Source organism: Paenibacillus sp. MMS20-IR301 (assembly GCF_032302195.1).
In the GTDB taxonomy this organism is placed as follows: Bacteria; Bacillota; Bacilli; order Paenibacillales; family Paenibacillaceae; genus Paenibacillus_AQ.
In genome coordinates this window covers 5,223,562-5,239,137 of the sequence record NZ_CP135275.1, presented here as the reverse complement: position 1 = coordinate 5,239,137, position 15,576 = coordinate 5,223,562, and the positions used below count along the sequence as shown (strand labels likewise).

Genomic DNA, 15,576 nt, shown 5'->3' with positions numbered 1-15,576 from the left:
TGCCTTCTTCACTATGAGCCTATGAAGCTGACCGGCAAAGTATGAGCTTCGGCAGGGTCCGCTCAGGGTAATCTCTGCAGCACTGGGTAGACTAATAACAGGTTCTTCGGGCTGACAGAAAGCATACGCTATAATTTAGCCAAAGGATTAAGGGTGTATAAAAAATTTCCATTCGCATATTTTACATGGAAAGGTGGAACTTGGACTGGAATATGATACAATAAAGCGATAAGGCCCGAAAGGAGTGATTCAGCAAGTGGCTCTTCGGGTAACTAAAGTGTCAAGGTGTCTATACTCTGAGACAACCTTACTCTCAGCCCAAATCACGACGAACCTGCTTCACCATCAGGAGTGCTTTCTAGTAATACCGGAGGGCAGTCAAGGCGGATAATGCAAGCCACGTATGTGTAATGGTTTCTTAACTTGCATTTCGAAGTTACGGCGGACTTTTCATCATGCATTCTCTACAACGGAGCATTCATTTTCAATGTTTTGGGAGGGAACTGATCATGGCAAGTAAAGGTCATAACGAAGTCAAGGAAAGTCTACGGGAAATGACACGCATTTTCCGGCCCAAAGATCCCAAGAAATTTGTGAAGGAGTACGTCCGGAAGTATCGGATCACGGGAGGCTATGAAGAAGAGCTAACCATGGTTGTGGAGCATGAGCTGGTAAGAATGAATTCATCCGTTTCCTAAACGACAGATAGGATTGTTCGGCTTTTACTTTCTGGTGACAACACATTTTGTGCAATAACATCCATGAGGATTCTCATAAACCGTGCCCGGGCAGCCTACTGCTGCAGGAAGCGGTTTTTTTTGTTATATATTCCGGGGTCCCCGCAAAGTACCTGAGTTGACCTCGAAGCCAAAGCTCCACTTTGTGGGGTTATTTTGTATGTCAGGGCCCGATTAGTGTTTCCAAAGAGGGCAATTCAGTCAAATGAACTTTTGGACACAAATTAAATTGAATGCGCTTTAATTGATTTTAACACAACTTAAGTAAAATTTGAAAGCGCTTTTAAAATCAGTATTGACAAGCTTTTTCTGTTTTCAAAATGATTTTGTGAAATTGTTGTGAACGATTGACAAAATGATGGAGCGAACTTATATTAATAGTGATTGTTATAATTGACAGGAAAATACTCTAATCTACGAATTCGGGAAAAGCGGGGTAGATCAATGATGAAAACGTGGCAGGCTGGAAGGCGGCTTCTTCTCATGACAGCAGCGCTTGGACTCATTCTTGCCGGATGCGGGCGGGAGGACTTGTCGGTACTCAGACCGCAGGGGCCCGCAGCGGAAAGCTCGTTTGCTCTGATGAAGCTGTCGATCACAATCATGATCGTGGTGCTCCTCATCGTTTTCTCCATTTCGGCGTATGTGTGGATACGCTTCCGCCGCAAGCCGGGCCAGCAGGAGATTCCGAAGCAGGTGGAAGGCAGCTTCAAGCTGGAGGTGCTGTGGACGGTTATCCCGCTTATTCTCGTAATTATACTGGCGGTTCCCACAGTGAAGGCGGTCTTTGCTGCAGGGAATGACCATTCAGATGACAAGGATGCCATTCAAGTTAAGGTAACCGGCCATCAGTACTGGTGGGAGTTTGAATATACCGATTACGGGGTGACAACCGCGCAGGATCTGGTGATTCCGGCAGGCAAGGATATAGCCTTTGAGCTGAGCACCAAGGATGTGCTGCATTCCTTCTGGGTACCCTCCCTCTCCGGCAAAATGGATACCAACCCTGACGGGACAGTGAACCGCTTCAGCTTCAGCGCGCCGAATGAAGGCGTTTACCGCGGCAAATGCGCAGAGCTGTGCGGGCCGTCCCACGGGTTCATGGAGTTCAAGGTGAAGTCCGTCAGTGAAGCTGCCTTTGAAGACTGGCTCGCTTCGATGAAGGCTCCAGAGTCGGTGCTGCCGGAGGACCCGGTGCTTGCCGAGAAGTTCAAATCGCAGTGTCTGACCTGCCATGCGGTGGGCAGCATGCCTGCCTCCTCGGTTGCTCCCAATCTGACGGGGATTGGCTCCCGTGAATCCGTTGCCGGTATTCTGCTCAATGATGATACCCGTGTGGACGGTGCGCCTGTAGAGGAGAATCTGAAGACCTGGCTGCATGATCCGCAAAGCGTCAAGCCCGGCAATACCATGCCGAATCCCAAGGATCTGGGGCTGACCGATGAAGAAATCGACGGTATTGCCGAGTATCTGGCCGGCTACACACTGGACTGAAGCCGGATAGCCTATAGCCTGAAGCGGAAGCAGCATATTTGAAAAGGGGGTACGTACCTTGGCTCAAGCAGCGCAATCCTTGCATCCCTCCCAGCCCTTGAAGTCCGGCCACAGCGTGAAGCGGCACACCGGGATTATGGACTGGATTACCACCGTCGATCACAAAAAGATTGCCATACTGTATCTCTGGGCCGGCGGCATCTTCTTCGGCATCGGGGGCTTAGAAGCGATTCTGATCCGGATTCAGCTGATCAAGCCGATGAATACCTTTCTGGATGCCCAGACCTTCAACGAGCTGATCACGATGCACGGCACGACGATGATCTTTCTTGGTGTCATGCCGGTTATTTTTGCCCTGATGAATGCGGTCATTCCGCTGCAGATCGGTGCGCGCGATGTTGCCTTTCCTTTTCTGAATGCGCTCGGCTTCTGGACCTTCCTGTTCGGCGGCATTCTCCTTAACCTCAGCTGGGTGATGGGCGGTGCGCCCGATGCAGGCTGGACTGCTTACACCCCGCTCTCAAGCACCAGCTACAGCGCCACCCACGGAGTAGATTTTTATACCATCGGGCTGCAGATTGCCGGTCTTGGCACCCTGATTGGCGGGATTAATTTCCTGGCTACGATCATCACCATGCGCGCCCCGGGCATGTCATTCATGCGGATGCCGATGTTTGCCTGGGCTACTTTTATCACCTCAGCTATTATTCTGTTTGCGTTCCCCGCAATTACTGTAGGGCTTGTCCTGCTAACCTTCGACCGGATTCTGGAAGCTAAATTCTTTGACGTGGCCGGCGGCGGTAATCCGGTGCTCTGGCAGCATATCTTCTGGATCTTCGGCCATCCCGAGGTGTATATTCTGATTCTCCCGGCCTTCGGGGTTATCTCCGAGGTCATTCCAACCTTTTCACGCAAAAGATTGTTCGGCTACAGCTCGATGGTCTTTGCGACCATTCTGATCGCCTTCCTCGGCTTCATGGTCTGGGCGCATCATATGTTCACTACGGGCCTCGGACCGGTAGCCAATGCGCTATTCTCGGTCTCTACCATGCTGATTGCAATTCCGACGGGGATCAAGATTTTCAACTGGCTGTTCACGATGTGGGGCGGACAGGTGCGCTTCACCACCCCTAACCTGTTCGCAGCGGGGTTCATTCCCACCTTCACAATGGGCGGTGTAACGGGGGTCATGCTGGCTTCCGCACCTGCCGATTTCCAGTTCCATGATACGTATTTCGTGGTAGCGCATTTCCACTACGTCATTGTCGGCGGCCTGGTGCTCGGGCTGTTCGCCGGCCTGCATTACTGGTGGCCTAAGATGTTCGGGCGGATGCTGAGCGAGCGGCTGGGCAAGTGGACCTTCTGGACCTTTATTATCGGCTTCCATCTGACATTCTTCGTGCAGCATTTCCTCGGGCTGATGGGCATGCAGCGCCGCGTGTTCACGTACCTGCCGAATCAGCAGTTCGATACGCTGAATCTGGTCAGTACTGTAGGTGCGATGCTGATGGGTGTTGGCATGATCATCTTCCTGGCGAATATCTTCCTCACTTCACGCCGGCCTCTAGACGCGGCTGATGACCCGTGGGAAGACGGGCGGACGCTGGAATGGACAATTCCTTCGCCGCCGCCGGAGTATAACTTCAAGCAGACACCGCTGGTCCGGGGGCTGGATGCCTTCTGGAAGGAAAAGATGGCCGGCCACAAGGGGATGACTCCTTCTGAGCCGGTAGGGCCGATTCATATGCCGTCGGCGACCATCCTGCCTTTCCTGATGTCAGTCGGCATCTTCATTGCGGGACTGGGCTTCATGTTCAGCCGTGACGAGTTCGGCAGCGACATTATGAGCTTTCTTTTCAACAACTATATCGTTACGGCACTGGGTCTCTTGATTACCTTCGGTTCGATGCTGCTGCGGTCGTTAATCGATGATCACGGCTGGCATATTGAGCCTGAAGAGCTGGAAGGAAGGTGAGCGGATATGACTACAGCACATGCCGGATCTGTTGACGGGACACTGCCGCATGAGCCGGAGAAGGCAACGCTTGAAGGACGTAACAAGGTGCTGGCCTTCTGGCTGTTCCTTGGCGGGGAGGCCGTGCTCTTCGGCACGCTGTTCGCCACCTTCCTCGCGCTGCGCAATCAGACGAATGAGGGGCCGTCCGCGAATGAACTGTTTCACCTTCCGCTGGTCGCAGCGGCCACCTTCCTTCTGCTGGCCAGCAGCCTGACCAGCGTGTTCGCTATCCAGGCTATGCACCGGGGTAACGCCACCCGGCTAAGAAACTGGCTGCTGATCACAGTGGTGCTCGGCTTAAGCTTCCTGATTCTGGAGATCTATGAGTTCAGCGTGTATATCAGGCATGAGGAATTCGGGATGACTACGAGTGCGTTCAGCTCGGCCTTTTATACGCTCGTCGGCTTCCACGGTGCCCATGTCGCCTTCGGGATCCTGTGGATTTCGGTGCTGATCGGACAATTAATGTATAAGGGACTAACGGTGGTAACAGCACCGAAAATCTATGTATCAGCCATGTACTGGCATTTCATTGATGTGGTGTGGGTCTTTATCTTCACGGTTGTATACCTCCTCGGGAAGGTGGGATGAAGATATGGCAGCGAAACAGCATTCCTCTGATGCTGCGGCCGGTGGTCCGGTGAAGCACAGACACCGCCCGGAAGGGCCGCAGCGGCATATTGTCGTCTTCATCTTCTCCGTGGTCCTGACACTGATCGCCTTCGCCGCAGTGGCCGCCGGCGGGGTGAACGCCGCCTTTGCCGTTATACTGCTGCTGGTGATGGCCGTGCTGCAGGTTATTCTGCAGATGGGCTTCTGGATGCATCTGAAGGACAAAGGGCATATGATGCCGATTATCTTCATGCTCGGCGGGTTTTTCATTGCAGGAACCTGCATTATCATGGCGCTGTACTGGGTATGGTGGGACTAAATCTGCCGGGGGAGGCTCGGGGGTCATGCCGGGATTACAATATTTCAGCTTCAATGAATTATGGAGCCCGCTGTTTCTGGCGCTGATGCTTCTGCTGACCGCCGGTTACTTTGTACTGATTGGACCGCTGTCCCCGCGTTTTGCAGGCAGTTATGCAGTCCCCTTCTGGCGGAGGGGGCTGTTCTTATGCGGAATGGCAGCCCTCTATCTGGCGCAGGGAGGCCCCATCAGTCTGCTCGGGCATATTCTGTTCTCCTTTCATATGGTCAGTATGGCCTTGTCTTATCTTGTCGCCGTCCCGCTGATTATGCTGGGGATTCCGGGGTGGTGCTGGCGCGCCCTGCTGCGGGTGAATCCGCTGCGCGGGTTTGCTTTTCTCGCGAAGCCTGTAGTTGCGGCTCTGCTCTTTAACGGGCTCTTCTCGCTCTACCATATCCCGGTAATCCATGATTATGTCATGCTGCATTTCACGGTCCACCGGTTGTATTATGCTGTGCTGTTCCTGACCTCCGGGCTGATGTGGTGGAATCTGATCAATCCGCTGCCGGAATACCGGGCGCTTGGCGGCCTGGGGCAGGTCGGCTTCATCTTTTTGAATATGGTCCTGCTGACACCGGCCTGCGGGCTGATTATTTTTGCGGGCACCCCCCTGTATGCGACATATAGTGACCCTAACACCTGGGCAATGGCGATGGGCTATTGTGTACCGCAGAGTCCGGCGGCGCTGCTGCAGGCTTTTGGCGGTCCCGGCTTCTTCGGATCCCTCTCTCCCAAGGTAGACCAGCAGGTCGGCGGCATCGTGATGAAATTCATCCAGGAATTTATTTTTGCCTCCATGCTTGCTTATGTGTTCTATCATTGGTATAAAAAAGAGAACGGACAAGACGACGCGGAGTCGTCTGCACCTGCCTCTGAACTTGCAGAGGAGGGTCCTGAACTATAAGAGCTGGTAAGTACCGAGGGGGATAATCATGGATATTTTCACCTTGTTTCCAACGATCAGTACATCGTTCATCGTCATTAGTGCGGTGCTGGTAGCTATCGGCTGGAGACAAATTATTCAAGGCAAGCGCGAAGCGCACAAGAAGACAATGATTGCAGCTGCTGTAGCGGCAATTCTCTTTTTTCTCGTCTACTCCTCAAGAACGGTATTCGTAGGGAATACAACCTGGGGCGGACCGGATGAACTGTCGACGCTGTACCATATCTTCTTAATCTTCCACATTGTGCTGGCCACGGTTGCGGCTGTATTCGGCATCACTACGCTGACGCTGGGCTTCAAGGCCAAATATGCCAAACACCGCAAGTGGGGGCGGATCACCGCTGTTATCTGGTTTGTTACTGCAATTACGGGTGTAGCTGTCTATGTGCTGCTGTACATATTCTACCCGGGCGGGCATACCCTGCCGGTCTGGAAGGTTATCATGGGCGGCTAGTCTGAATTGTCCTGAAATCACAAAAAGCCTGTACTGCTGCGCCCCGCAAATGCGGGGAAGGGGTACGGGCTTTTTTGGCCTGGGCAGCGGATTGATAAATGCTGTCTTTAACGCTTCGGGAATACAACTGATATTTTGTTCAAATTAGCCGATTTAAAGCTCGCAACAGCTAAAGCCTCTGCAATGCTTGCGGCAATATCATCGATGGATGCACTCAGTTCTTGGGGGACAATCAGTCTGCTTATATTAATCTGCTGGTCGTAACTATGATCTTCATGGCGTTTGTAGGTGTTTGCAGGTTCTCCGCTGCCGCCGCATTCTAATTTTATTTTTAATTCGTTGTAGATAAAAGTATACATTTCAGGAATTTCAAATGACCCTCCCCCTATAGCCTTCAATATCCTATCCCGATTATCATTGATCGTCCAATACCCCCATTTCAATATGGACTCGTCCGTAAAAGCTTTATCATCCCATGTTTTGACATTGTATTTTTGTAATAAGCTTAAATCATCTTCATCCATTTTTTTAGTTTGGAAGCTGGAGTCTGCCCATGCGGACGCATCAAAATCAAATCTTAAACTCATATTTCCCTCCTGTCCTGTAATCAGAACTGCACACTAAACCCTTTGAACCGGTGTATCCCTGTTCCGAAATGATCCAGCCCCCGCTCCCGCAGATACACGGCCGCCCGCCCTGCTTCACGAAGAATTTCCGGCTCAAGCCCCAGCGTATTATGTGAGCCGTAGACCCTGCGGACTCCGGCAATCGCTGCGATCCGGGCAAGAGAGCGAGTCAAGGCGGCTGGATCGGTCGAAGGGTAGAAGGCATAGACGGGTGTCATATCGTAGAGCAGATCACCTGTGAACAGGAAGCCGCGGCTCTCGTCATAGAAGCACAGATGACCCGGCGAATGCCCGGGGGTATGATAGACCGTCACAGTCCGGCCGCCGCCCAGATCCAGCTGTTCGCCATCTCTCAGCAGCCCGGCCGGTTCGCCCTGAAACGGCGTGTAGGCTGCCGGATTGAATCCTTCAGGAGTCTTGATGGTGATGTCCCGTCCGATATCCCGCCGGATCTGCTCCAGGGACAAGCCCCGGATGCCGTGGACCAGCCAGTCCCGGTCGGCTTCATGGACATAAATCGCCTCGAATTGTCCGTGGCTGCCGATGTGGTCGGTATGCACATGGGTGGTCAGGACCAGAATGGGCAGAGTGGTCAACTGATCCGTGATGCTGCGGATATTGCCGATGCCGAGCCCTGTATCAATCAGAGCCGCCCTATCCTTGCCAAGCAGCAGAAAGGAATGCACCTGCTCCCAGTGTCCGTACTCGCTGATGGCAAAGGTGGTCTCATCGACAGCTGTTATGGTAAACCAAGAATTATCCAAGTAAATGCACCTCCGACTGGTAAATAATAAAAGACTTAATATGATGTTCACTATACCGTATTCTTCTATTTCACGCTGTAACGGATAGCTGAAAGCAATACGTAGTATTGCTGCTTCGGAGGTACTAGTAAAGCGTCAGAACCAAAGGAGTGGGTTCATTCAACAATGTATATCTTCATTTCAAAAAGGAAGCTCAGGAAATAGTTGTATTGTGGAGTCAATTTCATAATTCAGTTTGCTGAATAGCAAGACTGGGCCAAAAGCTGAGTTTGTTTTTTAAAAAAAGTTAGGCCACTTGCTGGGAGTTACTCAACTGCTTGTTCAACTTGTCTAGCGCAAACTTACTCAAATTGTAGGCCAATGTGCTGAGCTGGAAATCGACACTTGCCCGGACGCCGCGGTGACGTGTGCGTTTCATCCCAAAATACTCTTTGAGGTAGGCAAAAACACGTTCTACAGCCGTTCGTTTGTTATACAGTTGCGTAAAGCTCTCGCTCCCTCTTGCTGGGTAAGCGTGCTTTCGCAAATCGGTTTGAATTCGGATCTTAAACACTTTTTGGCAGCCGGATTCGGAAAATGGACAGTCTTTACACTGGTTCGGCCTGGTGTAACGCAGCGTTTCGTATTTGGCATCGAAACTGTCGTAACGGTAGGCGTGTCCCTGCGAGCACACAGGGGTGTAATCCTGGTTCATCCCCTCGGGCGGTTTTTTGTGGTGAATCATTTTAATAATAGGAAAAGCGCCTAAGGAATGAATCAACTGGTAAATGGCTGAACTGTCATACCCTTTGTCGCCCAAGATATGCTTTACGTTTAGCGAAGGGAACTTCAGAAGCAGGCCTTTGAGGAGAACAACCGCCATACGCTGGTCATTGGGATTCGCTGAACTCCATAAGCCACTAACAATATATTGACTGTCCGTATCAACCAGCAGATTTGCCTTGAACCCGTAATAACTGGTGAGTCGCCCCTTCGTATTTTTCTTGTCACAACGTGCGGCATGCCGGGGCAGCGCGGCCAACAGTTCGTCATAGGTGTAAGGCAACATTGCTTCAATGGTTTTCTGAAACGGTCCGAGGCTTTGTTCATAAGCTTCTTGTTCCTCCCGTCGGCATTCTCGTTCTGCATGCGATGGACGTCCACGCTTGGCGTAGGCAGGTTTCTTCGGTGGCCCGTTCACTACGGTGGGCTTCGGCTCCGGGAGTTCAAACTGGAGCTGCGGCTCTGCCACCGAAGCCTCACTTGGCTTTGGTGGACGGCGAGCGGCGCGGCGTTTCGCCGCAGCTTCGCTGAATTGGCAATCCCAAGCCTCCACAATAGAGGAATCCACGGCGAGATGTGTACCGCTAACAAACCCTTCCTCTAGGGCAGACAGGACCAACGAATCCTGCAGGTTCTCGAGCATTCCGGTTTGCTCTAGCGCATGAATCAAACGGGAATACGAGGCTTCACTCGGGATATTGTCGGAGCCGGTAAATCGGCACTGCGCCCGAAACTCTTCACTGTGCAAAAGACGCCAGACCAGAGAAGAAATAAACTCGATGTTCTCCATTTTGGCGATGAGCAATGAATAGATCATCGCAGGTACATTCAGTTTTTCGGGTCGGCCACGGTTACTCTTTTTCCGGAGGGTGTGCAGCACCTTGGAGAGATCTAAGTGCTCAAAAATATGGTTGTATTTATCTTCGGGGTTCATCTGGAACAATTCCTTAAAGGAAAACAGTTCTTCTTGTCGAATTGAATAGATAGGGATTACCTCTTTTCGTTCTCGGGTGGGTTTCGTCGCCTATAAATTCGAGAATGTGGGGAGGTACTCCTTTTTCTATGCTCAACAAAACCAGATATAGCAAGGGTTTTGAATTATGAAATTGACTCTTGTGTGCAATTAAAATGAACGAAAAGTTGTTGCTCGATCGTATAGCTGCACCCTGTACAACTAATTTCATCCAAATACGATAAAACAAGCTACTTGTAACAGTATAGTTGTACCAAATACAGCTAAACCGATTATGGGTAGACCATCAGATCAATTAGTTGTACGAAGTACAGTTAACAGATCGTTTTTGGTATAAAACAATTCTGCCGCAAGAAAAAAATACCTGAAGCCCCATACGGGAGCTTCAGGTATTCCAGTTGAATATAAACTACAGGCGGAAGGAGGAGACCGTGCTCTGGAGCTCTTCAGCCAGACTGGCCAGCGACTGGGCGGAAGCGGCAGTCTCCTCGCTGCTTGCTGCCGATTGCTGGGTAGTGGCTGAAATATTCTCGACTGCGGCGAGTACATTGGTTGACTGTGCCGCTTGTTCTTCACTGGCTGCGGCGATTTCAGAAATCTTCTGGCCGGCATTATTCACCATTGTAACGATTTGATGAAAGGATACACCGGTTTTCTGTGACAATTCAGCACTTTCCTGAACGGCGCTCACACTATAGCGGGTATTCACCTGCATCCCCTTGATGATGCTTGTGATCTGCTTGGTGGCTTCGCCGCTGCGTTCGGCAAGCTTCCGCACCTCATCGGCAACCACAGCGAAGCCGCGCCCCTGTTCCCCGGCTCTTGCCGCCTCGATGGCCGCATTTAAGGCAAGCAGATTGGTCTGATCTGCAATATCTTCGATAACATCGATGATCTCCCCGACCTTTTGCGAATCCTCCTCCAGCCGTGACATCTGTCCGCTAACCGCCTGCATGCTCTCCATTGACTCCTGAATGATGCTGTTTCCATTCTCGGCAATTGCCACGGTCTGATCAGAGATTACTGCAGCCTGCTCAGTATTCTGGGCTACAGAATGAATGGCACTGGAGAGCTCTTTGAATAATTCGCTAATCGTTCCGGCATCATTGGCAGTGGCAGTGCTGCCGCCTGCCACCTCTTGCGTACTGGCGGAAATCTCCTCTGCGGCGGCGGACAGGCTTTGGGAATGCAGCAGGATGGAACCTACAGTCTGGCGGAGATTGCTGACCATCTCGTTTACTTTGGCTGCCAGCACACCGATTTCATCCTTGGTGTCGACCTCTGCCTGGCTGCGCAAATCACCGTCCGCAACCTTGGAGAGAATCTGTACGACCTTCGCCAGCGGATTTGAGATGATCCGGGAGATGAAATAGCCCAGCAGGATGCACAGCATTACGGCAGCGGAAATGATAACAAGTGTAATATTCCGTGAAGTGCTGAACAGTAAAGCGCCGTCTTGTCTGGCCTGGTCCGCTTCTTTGGTATTGATATCAATCAGGCTATTGAGGATTTGCTTCAGCGCATCGCCTTGATTATTAAGACTGCTGCTGCGCAGCATCTCCAGCATCTTCTCGTTCTGTCCGGACAGTGCCAGGCTGACAAGCGACTCATAAGTAGTCAAATATTCATTCCATGCAGCTTCGAACGGCGCGATGGCCTGAACGGAGTCCTGGCTCAGCTTGGTCTTACGGAAGGCAGCGATACTGTCGAGTACATTCTGTTTCTCTTTCTTATAATCCTCGACCCGCTGCTGCCGTTCCTCCAGCGTCTCTTTAATATAGATATCTCTGACGATGGCGCGCATAACGGAGAAGCTGTTCTGTGAGCTTTGGAGTGAAGAGACGGGGATCAGATTGTTCACATACATATCATCCAGACTGTCATTAATAGAGCCGAGGTTGGTCAGCCCATAGACGCCAACAAAAATTAATATTACAGCTACCATCAGAAAGGACGAAATTAATTTCACGCTTGTTTTTAAATTATAAAACCATTTCATACCTGTATCCCCCAGTAAAAATAAATTGTTAAGCGAAAGCTCCCTTATTGAAGAATAGGCTGGCCGTGTCGATAATGAGTGCAATTTTACCGTTTCCCAGGATAGTAGCTCCTGATATGTTGTCTGTCTTGCCCATGTATGAGCCTAAAGATTTAATTACGACGTCCTGATTGCCGACAAGCGCATCTACTGCCAGTGCCAGCCGCTTCTCTCCGCGGCCCAGAATGATCAGCGGAAATGAGACTGCTGCGCCTTCGCCTGCTGCCGGGGTTATTCCCAGAATGTCCTGCAGCCAGACCACGGGGACGAGCTGATTGCGGGCAGTGATGACAGGCTGGCCCTGAATGAAATTGATCTGCTCTGGAGCTATGCGGATAATTTCAGCCACGCTGCTCATAGGAATAACAAAAGTGGACGCGCCGACACTCGCGAGAAGCCCGCGGATGATTGCGAGCGTTAAAGGCAGACGAATACGGAAGCGGGTGCCTTGCCCTTTGGCGGTCTCAATATCTATCATTCCGTTAATCCGTTCAATGTCGTTGCGGACGATATCCATCCCTACCCCGCGGCCGGAAATATCGCTTATTTGCGCGGCCGTTGAGAATCCGGGTCTGAAAATAAGACGGAGCGCCTCGTCGTCAGTCATATTACCGGCTTCTTCGGCAGTAATGATGCCCTTCCTGATGGCGGACTGGGCAATCGCGCCGGAATCAATTCCGGCTCCATCGTCCTCTATGACCAGAATAACCTGATTGTCCTCATGGGATGCGGCGACCCTTACAGTGCCTATCTCGCTTTTTCCGGCGGCACGGCGGATTTCCGGGGTTTCTATGCCATGATCGACAGCATTCCGCAGAAGATGAATAAGCGGATCGCCAAGCTCCTCGATCAGTGTCCGGTCCAGCTCTGTCTCCTTGCCTTCAATGACCAGCTCAATCTGCTTATTCAGGGAACCTGATAAGTCTCTGACCATGCGGGGAAGCCGGTTGAACAGCTGCTCTATAGGCAGCATCCGTACCTTAATCATGCTCTCCTGCAGCTCACCTGTAATTAGTGCCAGATGGTCGCTAATCTGATCCAGCTCATCTGCCAGTTCACTCGTTCCGTATTGCTGGTGGAACTTGCGGTTCAGGAGATGGAACCGTGTTTGATCAATCACCAGTTCGCCTGCCAGGTTCATCAGTTTCTCAAGACGCTCCACCTGAACGCGGATCGTCTGCGGCTTATTCTTGTCAGCAGCAGCCGGCAGGGAATCCGGAGGTTCCGGGAAATCCTGTCCCTCCTTAGCAGGATAGGCAGGTCTCATAATTTCACCCGGGAGAGAGGAATCATCCGTCACTTCTTCTATGTAAATACTCTCAACATCCATGATGGAGAAGACCTCCTGGCGGAGCTCCTGGATATTGATTTTGGGGGATAGCAGCCAGGTTGCTCCGTCGATCCCGCTGTCATGGGCCTGGATCTCTCCCAGCTCCGGCTTCATTTGAAGAATTGCGGCGAGGCTCCGCAGCTTGGCGTCAATAAGATGGAGGCGCGGCAGCTTCATTTCACAGCCGGGAGAGAGCCAGACATGAAGCCAGAACAGTTGGGGAGAAGTTTCAGCTTTGCCTGAATGTACAGCCCAGTTCTGTTCATCCCCCTGTAACCCGTCCGCGCCAAAGGTACTGAGCCTTTGAACCAAGCCGGTTACATCTGTCGTCTCCTGGTCTGCGGCAGCAATCTCACTTTGCAGCGCGCGCATTCCGTCCAGCGCCTGGAAGAACAGGTCAATCAGTTCATTTGAAACTTTCCGTTCCCCGTTCCTCATCTGGTGGAGCAGATGCTCAAGATGATGTGTGACTTCCTTCAGCCTGTTGTAGCCCATAGATGCCGAGGAGCCCTTCAGGGTATGCGCCGCCCGGAAGAACTGCTGTATTCCGGCCTCCGTTTCCCCGATCTGCTCAAGCCTGAGCACCTCATCTTCGATCAGTTGCAGCTGATCCTCCAGTTCTTCAAGAAAGATCCCGCGGTATTCCGATAAATCAACCATCATTCGCCTTCTCTCCGTGTAACCTTTGATTAGTTGCGCAGCAGTATCTCGTCCAGCTTCAGAATTCCGACCAGTTCCGAAGAAGAGAAGCCGACACCGTTGAAGAAGGAACCGCTTATTCCGGCGATGCTGTCAGGCGCGGGCTGGATATCGTTAAAGGTAGTTACTTTATTCACCTTGTCGACTATGACCCCGATCGCTTCCTCCAGATGATGGACCACCAGAATGCGAGTATGCTTTGTACTGGATACTTCGTCCATAGCTAACAGAACCCTCAGGCTGAGCACCGGTACAATTCTTCCTCTCAAATTGATAATGCCCTTTACATAGTGGCGGCCGTTCGGAATATCTGTGATTTCCTGCATTCTTATAATTTCATGGACATCAGAGATAGGGATGGCGTAATGCTCATTATCTACCCCGAATTCAACATATTGCCTTTGTACGGCAGAATCCATATTTTACCTCCGTTATCTCAAATAATAGCGTGTGCTGCAGCGGATATTCTGCATGGCCTCCTTTCCTTTTCTGCTTGGAGTTCAATGATTCTGCTGCTCTTGCGTTGCTCTGTCTTTCAGCAATGCAGTGTGTGATAATGCGACAAAATACCGCAAAAATGTCGTACAATATCACTTATGCGACGTTTTTTATTGTGGAGGAGCGATGAAATGACAATGAAACAGACCGAATCGGGCAATGCCCCGTTAAGCTTGGTTTACTCGGCAGAAGGTTATATCAGCGATGATCAAATTGTTCAGATGTTTGTGGCTACCTGCTGCACTAACGCGAATACAGGCCGTAATTATAAGCGGGCAATCGCTGATTTCCGCAAGTTTATTGCAGGTACATCCTTGAGGGCGGTTACCTGGAGGGAGATAGAGGCGTATAAAATTTTTCTGACACAGGGAGGCTACAGCTATCCAAAGCAATTGGCTCCGGCAAGCATCGCCGCATTCCTGGCTCCGTTGAAATCATTCTATAAATGGGGAAGTAACCAGCATATCGGTATCTTTACAGTGAATCCGACCTTGAGTGTGCGTATCCCCAAAATAACAATTACCAGCCGGAAAAATTTCTTAACCAAAAGAGAGGTAGGGGAATTGCTGGGTGAGCTGGAGAGGCAAGGAATTCGTAATTATCTTATCGGGCTAACGCTGGTGGTATTGGGGCTGCGTGTATCGGAGCTGACGGCGATGAAATGGGGGGATTTCCACAAGGATCTGTTGGAAACCTCTGTCTGGCTGACAATTGAGAATGCCAAAGGCGGCAAGCGCAGAGAGATTAAGGTGCCCCCGACCCTCTGGCAGCTCTACTCCCGGTTATCGGGTAACCTGTCGGAGAAGAAGGGGCTCACTCCTGAACTACGGATGTTCCCGCTATCCTCAAGACAGGTGGAGCGAATTATCAAGAGTGCCGGAGCAGCGAGTTCGATTGAGAAAAAACTTACTCCGCATTGGCTGCGCCACACTAATGCTACGCTTGCGCTGCTCCAAGGTGCCTCGCTTCAACAAGTCCAGGAATCGCTGGGACATTCCCACATTAATACCACTCAGCGTTATCTCCACACGGTTCAGCAAATTCAAAAGGCTGCCCCGGATTTTGTGGAGGACAGCCTGCGGATGTTTATTCAATAAGACAATATTTTGCAAAAAATGCAGATGTATAGTTAAACGGGAAAGTTTCTATACAGAAGTAAGGAAATGACCTATAATGAACGCATTGCCGCTTATTATGCGCAAGTGTGCAGTGTACCTCTTATTTTTAGCTGAAAAACGTCGCATAAGTGATATTGTACGACAAAAAACGCC

The 15,576-nt window shown here is 51.0% G+C and carries 14 protein-coding genes; 8 read left to right on the top strand and 6 right to left on the bottom strand.

Translation table 11 applies throughout. From position 1 onward, the window contains the following. Positions 1 to 509 precede the first annotated feature (509 nt). From LOS79_RS22340 to LOS79_RS22310, 7 genes are all read left to right on the top strand, one after another. Positions 510 to 698, top strand: a complete 189-nt coding sequence (locus tag LOS79_RS22340) for a hypothetical protein (RefSeq protein WP_019913840.1) — start codon at positions 510 to 512, stop codon at positions 696 to 698. A 483-nt stretch (positions 699 to 1,181) separates the two neighbouring features. After that, positions 1,182 to 2,231, top strand: a complete 1,050-nt coding sequence (gene coxB, locus LOS79_RS22335) for a cytochrome c oxidase subunit II (protein ID WP_315412412.1) — start codon at positions 1,182 to 1,184, stop codon at positions 2,229 to 2,231. A gap of 136 nt (positions 2,232 to 2,367) precedes the next feature. Further along, positions 2,368 to 4,206 carry a cytochrome c oxidase subunit I gene (gene ctaD, locus LOS79_RS22330; RefSeq protein ID WP_315422385.1) on the top strand — a complete coding sequence of 613 codons (1,839 nt, stop codon included), beginning with the start codon at positions 2,368 to 2,370 and terminating at the stop codon, positions 4,204 to 4,206. A gap of 6 nt (positions 4,207 to 4,212) precedes the next feature. Then, the gene (locus tag LOS79_RS22325) at positions 4,213 to 4,839 is read left to right on the top strand and encodes a cytochrome (ubi)quinol oxidase subunit III (RefSeq protein ID WP_315412411.1); all 627 of its coding nucleotides are present in this window, start codon (positions 4,213 to 4,215) and stop codon (positions 4,837 to 4,839) included. Between the two features lie 4 nt (positions 4,840 to 4,843). Next, complete coding sequence (locus LOS79_RS22320) at positions 4,844 to 5,179, top strand: cytochrome C oxidase subunit IV family protein (protein WP_315412410.1); 336 nt, start codon at positions 4,844 to 4,846, stop codon at positions 5,177 to 5,179. 25 nt (positions 5,180 to 5,204) lie between these two features. Beyond that, positions 5,205 to 6,122 (top strand): cytochrome c oxidase assembly factor CtaG, encoded by a 918-nt coding sequence (gene ctaG, locus LOS79_RS22315; RefSeq protein WP_315412409.1) that lies wholly within the window; start codon positions 5,205 to 5,207, stop codon positions 6,120 to 6,122. Between the two features lie 28 nt (positions 6,123 to 6,150). Next, a complete protein-coding gene (locus LOS79_RS22310) occupies positions 6,151 to 6,615 on the top strand; it encodes a DUF420 domain-containing protein (RefSeq protein WP_315412408.1) in 465 nt (154 codons plus the stop codon). A 107-nt stretch (positions 6,616 to 6,722) separates the two neighbouring features. Here LOS79_RS22310 and LOS79_RS22305 read toward each other — a convergent pair whose 3' ends face one another. From LOS79_RS22305 to LOS79_RS22280, 6 genes are all read right to left on the bottom strand, one after another. After that, on the bottom strand, positions 6,723 to 7,202 hold the full coding sequence (locus LOS79_RS22305; protein WP_315412407.1) for a hypothetical protein: 480 nt from the start codon (positions 7,200 to 7,202) through the stop codon (positions 6,723 to 6,725). Positions 7,203 to 7,222: 20 nt separating this feature from the next. Continuing rightward, entirely contained in the window at positions 7,223 to 8,005 is a 783-nt protein-coding gene (locus LOS79_RS22300) for an MBL fold metallo-hydrolase (protein ID WP_315412406.1), read from the bottom strand. 286 nt (positions 8,006 to 8,291) lie between these two features. Further along, on the bottom strand, positions 8,292 to 9,701 hold the full coding sequence (locus LOS79_RS22295) for a transposase (RefSeq protein ID WP_315411930.1): 1,410 nt from the start codon (positions 9,699 to 9,701) through the stop codon (positions 8,292 to 8,294). Positions 9,702 to 10,149: 448 nt separating this feature from the next. Next, the gene (locus tag LOS79_RS22290) at positions 10,150 to 11,739 is read right to left on the bottom strand and encodes a methyl-accepting chemotaxis protein (RefSeq protein WP_315412405.1); all 1,590 of its coding nucleotides are present in this window, start codon (positions 11,737 to 11,739) and stop codon (positions 10,150 to 10,152) included. Positions 11,740 to 11,767: 28 nt separating this feature from the next. Next, entirely contained in the window at positions 11,768 to 13,771 is a 2,004-nt protein-coding gene (locus LOS79_RS22285) for a chemotaxis protein CheA (protein ID WP_315412404.1), read from the bottom strand. 26 nt (positions 13,772 to 13,797) lie between these two features. Beyond that, the gene (locus LOS79_RS22280; protein ID WP_315412403.1) at positions 13,798 to 14,226 is read right to left on the bottom strand and encodes a chemotaxis protein CheW; all 429 of its coding nucleotides are present in this window, start codon (positions 14,224 to 14,226) and stop codon (positions 13,798 to 13,800) included. A 210-nt stretch (positions 14,227 to 14,436) separates the two neighbouring features. On the opposite strand from LOS79_RS22280, the gene LOS79_RS22275 reads away from it, so the two are divergent. Continuing rightward, positions 14,437 to 15,402, top strand: a complete 966-nt coding sequence (locus tag LOS79_RS22275; protein WP_315412402.1) for a tyrosine-type recombinase/integrase — start codon at positions 14,437 to 14,439, stop codon at positions 15,400 to 15,402. The last annotated feature ends 174 nt before the right edge of the window (positions 15,403 to 15,576 follow it).